We start from the raw sequence: 9,214 nt of genomic DNA on the forward strand, positions 1-9,214 counted from the left end.
CTCGACCTCTGGAACGCGACAGGCACAAAGCTCGCCAGCGTCACCTTCACCAACACCAGCGCCAGCGGCTGGCAGACGGTCGCCCTGGCGACGCCGGTCACGATCTCGGCCAACACGACCTATGTCGCCTCCTACCACACCATGGGCGCCTATGTGATAACCGCAAATTACTTCACCGGCGCGGTCACGAGCGGCCCGCTCTCGGCGATCGCGGCCTCCAACGGCGTCTATGCCTATGGCGGGACCAGCACGGCCGGCGTGTTTCCTTCGAGCTCATATAACGCGAGCAATTATTGGGCGGATATTGCGTTCACGCCAGTCGGCGGATCGAACACCGCGCCGACAGCAGTCGCGGACACGGGCAGCGCCACGGAGAAGGGTGGCATCGCCAATGGCATTGCCGGATCCGCGGCCACCGGCAACGTGCTCACCAACGACACCGATCCCGACACCGGCGACACCAAGACCGTCACCGCGGTCAGTTTTGGAGCCACCGCGGGCGCGCTCGGCACGTCGCTGACCGGCGCGCATGGCGGACTCGTCCTCAACGCCGACGGCACCTACACCTATACGATCAACGAGACCGACGCTGCGGTCCAGGCGCTGCGGCTCCCCACCGACACGCTGACCGACACGTTCAATTACACGATGAGTGACACCGCCGGCGCCAATTCCTCGACGACGTTGACCGTCACCATCCACGGCGCCAACGACGCGCCGGTGCTGGCGGCCCAGACGTCGGCGCAGTCGGCCGTCATCGGCCAGGCCTATTCCTTGACCCTGCCGACCGGGACCTTCACCGATGTCGACAGCGGCGACAGCCTGACCTATGTCGCGACCAACTCGACAGGCGCGGCGCTGCCGACCTGGCTCAGCTTCAACGCCACGACGCGCGTCTTCACCGGAACGCCGGCCGCTGCCGATGCCGGCACCGTCGCCGTCAAGCTCACCGCGACCGACGCAGGCGGCCTCTCCGCCAGCGAAAACTTCAACCTGACCGTCTCGACCACGGCGTCCCAGAATTTCAGCCTGTTCAGCGCATCGACGCCGGCGACGGCACCGACGTCCTTCAATGACGGTCAGCCGCTGGAATTGGGCGTGAAGTTCACCTCTTCGACGGCGGGACAGGTAACGGCGCTGAAATTCTATCGCTCGGCCAACGACAACGGACCCGACGTGCTCGACCTCTGGAGCGCGACGGGCACGAAGCTTGCCAGCGCGACCTTCACCAACACCAGCGCCAGCGGCTGGCAGACGGTGGCCCTGGCGACGCCGGTCGCGCTCGCGGCCAACACGACCTATGTCGCCTCCTATCACACCACCGGCGCCTATGTGGGGACCGGCAATTACTTCACCAGCGCGGTCACGAGCGGCCCGGTCACGGCGCCCTCTGCCGCCAACGGCGTCTATGCCTATGGCGGGACCAGCACGGAGGGTCTGTTCCCGACGAGCAGCTTCAATTCCACCAACTATTGGGCTGATCTGGTTTTCCAACCGAATGCAGCTTGAAAGTCATGATCGAAACGGCCGACCGAAGGTTGCCCGTGACCGTTCTTACGGGCTTCCTCGGCGCAGGCAAGACGACGCTTCTCAATCACATCCTGACCAATCGGGAAGGTCTGCGCGTCGCTGTCATCGTCAATGACATGAGCGAGGTGAATATCGACGCCGACCTCGTGCGCAACGGCGACGCGAGACTTTCCCGTTCGACCGAACAACTCGTCGAAATGACGAATGGCTGTATCTGCTGCACGCTCCGGGACGACCTGCTTGCCGAGGTCCGGCGGCTGGCGGCGGAAAACCGTTTCGACTATCTCGTGATCGAGAGCACCGGCATCGGCGAGCCGCTGCCGATCGCGGCGACCTTCTCTTTTCGCGACGCCGAGGGTTTCTCCCTGTCAGACGTCGCGCGCCTCGACGCCCTCGTGACCGTCGTCGACGCCACAAGTCTGGCTAATCATTTCCAAGGTCGAAATCTTCTGACGGACCATGGCGAGCGCAGGGATGAGGCCGACCGGCGCACGCTGGTCGATCTTCTTGTCGAACAAATCGAATTCGCCGACATCGTCGTCGTCAACAAGGTGTCGGATGCGCGCGAGGTGGAGAGCGCCAAGGCGCGATCCATCGTCGCCGCGCTGAACCGGGACGCCGTGATGATCGAAACGGACTATGGACGAGCGCCCCTGAGCGCGATTCTGGATCGCGGTTTGTATGACCCGGCCAAGGCGGCGCTGCACCCCTTTTGGCGCCGGGAACTGGATCAGGTCGAGGCCCATATGCCGGAGACGGAGGCCTATGGCATCGCCTCGTTCGTCTATCGTGCGCGCCGGCCTTTCCATCCGGGGAAGTTTCTTGACTTCCTGGGCAGGCCCTGGCCGGGAATTCTGCGCGTAAAAGGCTATTTCTGGCTCGCGACGCGGCCTGACTGGGCGGGAATGCTCTCGGTCGCGGGGATTCAGCGACGATGCGAGCCCAGCGGATTATGGTGGGCTTCGGTCCCGCGCGAAAAATGGCCGAGCGATGGAAACTTCCTTGCGTCCGTCGACAGCCGGTGGGACGCCGTTTGCGGTGATCGCCGGCAGGAGTTGGTCTTCATCGGAAGGGATTACGACGACACGGCGCTGCGGACCATGCTGGACGAATGCTTGTTCGACCTGCCGGCAACGGGGCCCGCAACTGCCGCGAAGCTCGCCGATCCATTTCCTGATTGGGGACTTCCGACGCTCCCCTGGTGGGGGACGGATTCGCAGCCGAGGGCTGAGCGCGAAAAACTCCGCCGCTGACGGCTCAAAAGCGGAGAGGCAAGAGCGGAAACGGATCGGAGAACATCAACTTAGACATCGACGAGCCCCGGCCGTGAACGCACATTCAACCCGAGGTCATGCGACTGCGATACGGAGCGGTCAATAGGAGCTGAAAAAGGACTTCACGACACTAGACGATATCAAGCGAATGAGGGGGCTATGCCGCGTCCAAGCAAAGGAGCCCGGCTCTATAAGCGAAAAGCGCGATACGCCGATGGAGAACTCGTCCACCAGGCGGTCTGGATCATCAAGGATGGCGACCGCCATATCGCCACAGGATGCGTTGCGAGCCCGTCTGAAAAAAAGCCGCCAGCAGAAGCACAGCAAGCCAGGGAGCAAGCTCACTCCCCCTGAGAGAGTGACTTCCAGTTCCAGAATTAACCGGCGACGCGCGCATCAAGCTTAATTTCGGGAATGAGATGCTTCTATCGGAAGCCGCCGCTACGTTGCAACATGAGGAAACGCAACCACCAGAAAAAACAGACGAAGGTACAGCTTTTCGATCCAGAGCTTCATGCTCAATATGCCGAGATCCTCCGATTGCGGGAGCAAATCAAGCAGGCAATCAGGAAGCGCAAGAAGCAGCCCCGACCGCGCCCATGAAAGGGAGCGGTGCGGTGTCCCTGAAGGACCGGATGCGAGTGGACGCAACTCGCATCGGCCGCTATCAATCACCACCATGCTACGCAGAAGAGTATCGAACTCAGCGGGTTAATTTCGCGGACGCAGAGCAGCGCTCCGAAGCATATTCGAAGATCAATCCGTTGGGCCGGGTGCTTTTGCGGCTGAAGAAGTCGCCAAAAGCCCGTTCGAGCCTATAAGCACAATAAAACCCAAATTTAATTTAAATGGAACAAATTTTAATAAAGGCTGTATTATCTAGCAGATCAAGCGGGAGTTTGGCTCCATGCACGACGAAGAACTAGCTCTTCAAGCCGTCAGCGATGCGTAGCGTATTTTGGAAGAATACCTGAAGCCGCAACCGCGTAGTAACGAGCGCGCCCTTCTCGACCAGTTGGTGGAAGTTCTGGAACGGCCAGACCTTCTTGTGGCAGTCGGGCGGATGCCTCATCGTTAGCGTCCCGAGCCAGCCTCAACCATTTCTCGGCGAGGGCGAACCAAGCTTCTTCATCTGCACTCTTGCGTGCATTGGCCGCGCGATTTCGGGATTCCCCCGCGAAGGCCAAGTACTTCGCTATTTCTCGCCCATGCCGACCATACATACGGGAATGGCAAAAGTTTCCCGCCGCTGACCGCAAGATGTCTCAGAACGCGACCACGGTTTATGAGCAATTCCTGCAGGCTGCTCTTTTTGGCACTTCCAGCAAGTGGGTGCAGCGATGACAGAGGTTGCAGTTGCCGCGTTCGCCTTCCTGGGCATCGCGATCCTTCTGGCTCAACCTTCGCGCACCGGAAAACATCTCAGGCCGCGCGGGCGTTACGCCGCACGGCCTCAGGTGGCCCTGTCCTGCCCCGCAGCCGGTTTCCGGAGCCTACGTGGATTGTATTTCATCTCGGGCCGCCAAGCCGCGTGCGGACGTCTTCCCGAATTAACCAAACTAGAGAATTTGGCCTCATTCTGGACCCATTCGTGGCAAATTGCTGAGATTGCCAATGTGGGGACTGGCAAATGCCGAAAGCAATTGTGTTTGGAGTGCTTGGCGTGGTTGCAGTCTGTGCGATTGCCGCTGGAGGCCAGAGGTCGGATCCAACCGCGGAGTCGGATGCGCCCCCGCAGTTCGTTGCGCCGCCGGCGGCTGCGACCACGAACAAATCTGACAGGCTGCAAACTATCGTGGAGAGAGGCGTCGAGCTGCCCAAGCAAATAACAGAGGTCAGCTTCGTAGCTGTGCAGCAAGAGCCTCAACCGGCTCCTCCGATCAGCCATCCGAGACAATCCCCGGAATTCGTTCCTCGTCACTGGCATGATCCGTATGCTTCGAAGGCCGAAGCTCAAAAGCGCGCAAGTGTAGCAAAGAAACCCGTCAAGCGGTCCACCGAAAAAGTTCAGGCGAGTGTTGCGAAGGAATGCCCTACCGATGGGTTTGCGCCGTTCCTTAGGAAGCTCAGGTTAGCTGCTAATTGCGATACCTAGAGCAGCAGCGATTTCAGCCGCAAGTTGCTGGCCGCGTGACACGCCGATCTGGAAGCTCGAGAGTATCGGCTTGAGTCGGACTCTTTCGGCGATTCCTAGCGTCTAGCGTTCGAGAAAAAACGCCCGGTTGACCGGCAAGCTGTGCTTGCGGCGCGCGATCGTTCTGATGTCGCCCCCCGCGAAGCCAGTGAGACTCCAGCCGATGTTTCACGCGCGTTGCGAACTATCGCTATTGCCTGCAGAAGTCGACTCACGTCCTCATTCTGCTCGTCGCGCGAATTGCTACCGTGGAGGGGGTTATAGTGCATGGCGAAGCCGGTTGCATGCTTTGTTGCCAAGCTCGGGGGCTTGAGGCCGTTTTCCCTGTTGCCCAGGGTTGCGAGCTGAAGCTCTATAAATGCGCCAGCTGCGGCAGCACTCTCTGGCTGGTTACCCGAGTGAGCAAGCGGCAAACGGAAAGTCGCTCTCGCGGTGCGCAATTCACGACCATCGACGCAGTGTTGAAGGGTCTCAATCGTGCGGCAGTTACTCCAAAGCTGAAGGGCCCGACCTTCTAGGCGCGTTGGGCACGCACTCTTAAAGTCTCAACTGTCTGGTGAGCCGCCATCCGCTGCCAGTCACGCTTCGTCCTCAGTCGGGTTTTCGGAGATCGAGCCGCGGTTGATCTGTCGGAAGTGCGGACAACGCGGCGCCGAAGTCAGGCCCGATTTCGATCGGGCAAGCCGCAAATTGCTACGATGGGGTATCGGAGCACAAGATAGCAGCTGCTGGATCGTGCGGCCACGCTCGAAGCAGCCAAGCCGTTCTCGCTGATCGAGAGACTTCCGCTCTCGGATACGCAAAAGTTTGAGCGTCCTGCACCGTGAAACGGTGTGCGCCGCGACGCTTCAGGAACGTATTGCGTCAATCGTGTGGGCGATCAGGATTGCGACACTAACTCCGATGACGATGACTAACAACCAGATGATCACATTCGTCTCCATCCGCGTCATGGAGTGAACGCGCTCAAGCGCGCACAGTCAAAAACAACCAACCAGAAACCTTAATCCGGCGTCGGGCTGAGGATTTACGGCAACGGTTGCGGCCGTTGTCGGCCCTATTGGCCGAATGCCAGGAGGAGGAGAGCGCCAACAACGCACGCCGCGAGTAAAAGTAACAAAATACTCACGACACCCCGAACTCGTTAGGGATTTGCGTCGAAACCTAGACCATTCGGACGGCAACTTGAAGTTACCGACAGCCCGGTCGAGATCAAGACGCCGTCCGGACCGATATGGCTCTCAATGCCGAAGAGCATCGCTGACGGTCGGCCGTCGCGAAGAACCAACGGGGGTCTCGTCCTGCTAAACCGGAAAAAATGTCACTTCGCGAATGTTCCTTTACGGAACAAGAGCTTTCGCAACTCGACGAAATATTGCTGAACCAGGATCGATGCCTCAATCGGACCACCGGGGCAGGATGTTTATATCCCTTATCAGTTTCACCCGGGCCCACGTCTGCTCACGTATCTTTTTAGACTGGCTGGAATTAGCTGTTAGAAGAGCCGTCCGGCGGGCGGCCCTTTTTTCTAACCCCCGCTCTTCATGATCGCCACTGTATCAAAATGCATTTTGCCAAGGCTGACTTGAACAGCACGACGGTGAAAAGATCCGTGCGGTCCCACCGCAGCTCGAGGACACCTTCTCACCGGCGTAGCTCCCGCGGAGACGAGAGAACTCTGTTTCGAACGCGCTTGGCCGCCACGGCTCCCACAATTCGATGAACAGCAGCCCGCGGCGACATTCCGTGAGCCGCTTCTCCCCCCAACGTCGAGCGGCATGGGAAGCTGCGGCGCGGGGTTGATGCGCACCTCGGTACCCACGCCTAGTCCCACGATTGATTGCGACCCAATGTCCATCACAACCAGACAGTACCCGCGCCCGCAGACGGTCTTGATGCCGTTGTCACCGAGCACTTTGCGCAGGCCAGCGATGTGAAACCTGAGAGCGCTGCTGTCGACAGAAATAACCTGGCCAAACCCGAGCAACGAGTTCGTTCTTATCGATTACTTGGCCTTGTCCCGTCCGAGAGACTTCGTGAAGCGCGCGTCTATGTCCTGCTGCCACTGTCGCAGAAAGTCGCTGGTTTCTGACAGAGCTGGTCGTGGCAAATCCTACAAGGTTTGTTCGCCAAGGGCGGCTTGAATGCAGCCCAGCAGATCGTTTCGCCCATGCGGCTCGCCAGATCTTTCCGCGAGCGTGTTTCAGTGCCGCAATCCCAAGTCCCCAAGTCAGGCGCGCTTAACTCAGCAGTTCGTGCGTCTCCGGTACGGCGCGGTGAGCAGCAATAAAAAAGTAGCGCGCGCAGCCATATACTGTGCCACTGGTCGGCTGCGCTCCATACCTTGCAAGACAACCTCACCCGCTTCGCCAGAAACACACCAATGCCAAGCGCGACCGCGCCGCGTGATCGAACTATCAAACAGAGGAAATTCCACGTCGCTCATGGGACGCAAACTCCAAAACGACCACCTAAAATAGCCACAATATTCAACAAATCTCATAAGATAACCTTCTTGGGTGGCGCGAAGTTCCTCCCGACTCTTCGGTCGCTTTGAAGCTTAAAGTATTTTTGGTCGTCTTTATTCGGCTTCAGAAAGCCCGCAAGTTATGTCATCCGCTCCAACCAACAGGATCGCGCTTTTTATCGATGGCGCCAATCTTTACGCGACGGCGAAAGCCCTCGGCTTTGACATTGATTACAAGCGCCTACTGAAGGAATTTCAGAGCTGCGGGGAGCTATTTCGGGCGTTCTACTACACCGCAGTCATCGAGGATCAGGAGTTTTCCTCGATCCGTCCGCTGCTCGATTGGTTGGACTACAACGGCTTCACGGTCGTCACCAAGGCGACTAAAGAGTTTGTCGATGCCTCCGGCCGCCGCAAGATCAAGGGCAATATGGATATCGAGCTTGCCGTGGACGCCATGGAGCTTGCCGAGCACATCAACGAGATGGTGCTGTTTTCGGGCGATGGCGACTTCCGATCCCTGGTCGAAGCCGTGCAGCGTCGCGGCGTGCGAGTGACGGTGATCTCCACCATCGCCAGCCAGCCGCCGATGATCGCCGACGAGCTGCGCCGCCAGGCCGACGTCTTCACCGATCTCGTCGAGTTGCAGTCCAAGCTTGGCCGCGATCCGTCCGAGCGCTCTGCCCCGCGTGATCGCGAAGCGCGTGGACAGATGCCGAAGTTCTTGCAAGAGCCGAACGGGAACAACCCTCACGACTAGAGCGTTTCATTTTTTGATAGAAGCGTATCCGGCATTAGCAAAGTAGTTGGTGCATTCGGCTGGCATAACGCCTCTGACGAGGTGACCGATGTGGTCGCAGGCGTCGTCGATCGTGCGTTTCTGTGCGATGCGCATCCAATGTTTGATTTTGGCAAAGACCTGCTCGATCGGGTTCAGGTCGGGTGAGTACGGCGGCAGGTACCACAGCCTAGCGCCGGCTTTGCGGATCATCTGACGGACTGTCGGCGACTTGTGGCTACCGAGATTATCCATGATGACGATGTCGCCCGGTTTGAGCACTTTGACGAGTTGCTGTTCGACATAGGCGCGGAAGCTTTCGCCGTTGATCGGTCCGTCGAACACGCAAGGCGCAGTGAGCTGGTCACAGCGTAGGGCACCGAGGAAGGTCAGGGTTCGCCAGTGACCGTGCGGCGCAAAGCCGCGCAGCCGCTCGCCCTTGGCTCCCCAGCCGCGTAGCGGTGCCATGTTGGTCTTGATCCAGGTCTCGTCGATGAACACCAGGCGGTTTGGATCGAGGCGATCCTGCAAGCTGCGCCAGCGCTGCCGCCGCCACACGACATCGGCGCGGCCTTGTTCAAGGGCGAACAGAGTTTTTTTTGAAGCTGAGACCTTCGCGTCGCAGAAAGGTCCACACCGCGTGGTGCGAGACTTTTACGCCTCGCGCGGCAAGTTCGTCCTTCAGCCCGTGCAGCGTTAAATGTGGCATCTGACTGATCCGCTCCACGATGAATGCTCGATGCGGCGCCAGAACTGGCTTGCGGTGTCCCCCCATCTTGCCCGGCGCGACCGAACCTGTTGCGCGATAGCGCTGCCTCCACTTCACGACCGACGACACCGCAACATCGAACCGGGCCGCCACGGCATGGCAACTCTCGCCGGATTCCACCGCCTTCACGGCTCGTTCACGAAGATCATTCGAAAGAGGTCGGACCATCCGATGCTGGCCTCCGATCCAGCCAGCATCTTGAATCACAAACCGCCGCCCGACGGAATCCCTTTCGATTCAATTAATCAATGATCCGCTCTAG

Annotated in this window: 5 protein-coding genes; 3 read left to right on the forward strand and 2 right to left on the reverse strand. The window is 59.3% G+C overall.

Going from position 1 to position 9,214, the window contains the following annotated elements:
* Together UB31_RS26465 and UB31_RS26470 are read left to right on the forward strand one after the other, a co-directional pair.
* On the forward strand, window positions 1–1,509 hold a 1,509-nt coding region (locus UB31_RS26465), incomplete at its 5' end, for a DUF4082 domain-containing protein (RefSeq protein WP_045013006.1).
* A gap of 5 nt (window positions 1,510–1,514) precedes the next feature.
* Window positions 1,515–2,783, forward strand: a complete 1,269-nt coding sequence (locus UB31_RS26470; RefSeq protein ID WP_063775638.1) for a GTP-binding protein — start codon at window positions 1,515–1,517, stop codon at window positions 2,781–2,783.
* A gap of 943 nt (window positions 2,784–3,726) precedes the next feature.
* On the opposite strand, the gene UB31_RS42245 is transcribed toward UB31_RS26470, so the two are convergent.
* The gene (locus UB31_RS42245) at window positions 3,727–3,876 is read right to left on the reverse strand and encodes a hypothetical protein (protein ID WP_197087348.1); all 150 of its coding nucleotides are present in this window, start codon (window positions 3,874–3,876) and stop codon (window positions 3,727–3,729) included.
* Between the two features lie 3,671 nt (window positions 3,877–7,547).
* Between UB31_RS42245 and UB31_RS26475 the strand changes: the two genes are divergently transcribed.
* Complete coding sequence (locus tag UB31_RS26475) at window positions 7,548–8,165, forward strand: LabA-like NYN domain-containing protein (RefSeq protein ID WP_045005818.1); 618 nt, start codon at window positions 7,548–7,550, stop codon at window positions 8,163–8,165.
* A 6-nt stretch (window positions 8,166–8,171) separates the two neighbouring features.
* Here UB31_RS26475 and UB31_RS40685 read toward each other — a convergent pair.
* A protein-coding gene (locus tag UB31_RS40685; RefSeq protein WP_156163132.1) for an IS630 family transposase occupies window positions 8,172–9,120 on the reverse strand; the annotation gives its coding sequence in 2 pieces (ribosomal slippage) (window positions 8,172–8,783 and window positions 8,785–9,120; 948 coding nt in all).
* Window positions 9,121–9,214 lie beyond the last annotated feature (94 nt).

The organism is Bradyrhizobium sp. LTSP849 (assembly GCF_000938255.1).
GTDB lineage: Bacteria > Pseudomonadota > Alphaproteobacteria > Rhizobiales > Xanthobacteraceae > Bradyrhizobium.

Bases quoted from the DNA above. Each gene is read 5' to 3' on its own strand.
- UB31_RS26475 (WP_045005818.1), top strand. From the start codon at position 7,548: ATGTCATCCGCTCCAACCAACAGGATCGCGCTTTTTATCGATGGCGCC.
- UB31_RS42245 (WP_197087348.1), bottom strand. From the start codon at position 3,876: ATGAGGCATCCGCCCGACTGCCACAAGAAGGTCTGGCCGTTCCAGAAC.
- UB31_RS26470 (WP_063775638.1), top strand. From the start codon at position 1,515: ATGATCGAAACGGCCGACCGAAGGTTGCCCGTGACCGTTCTTACGGGC.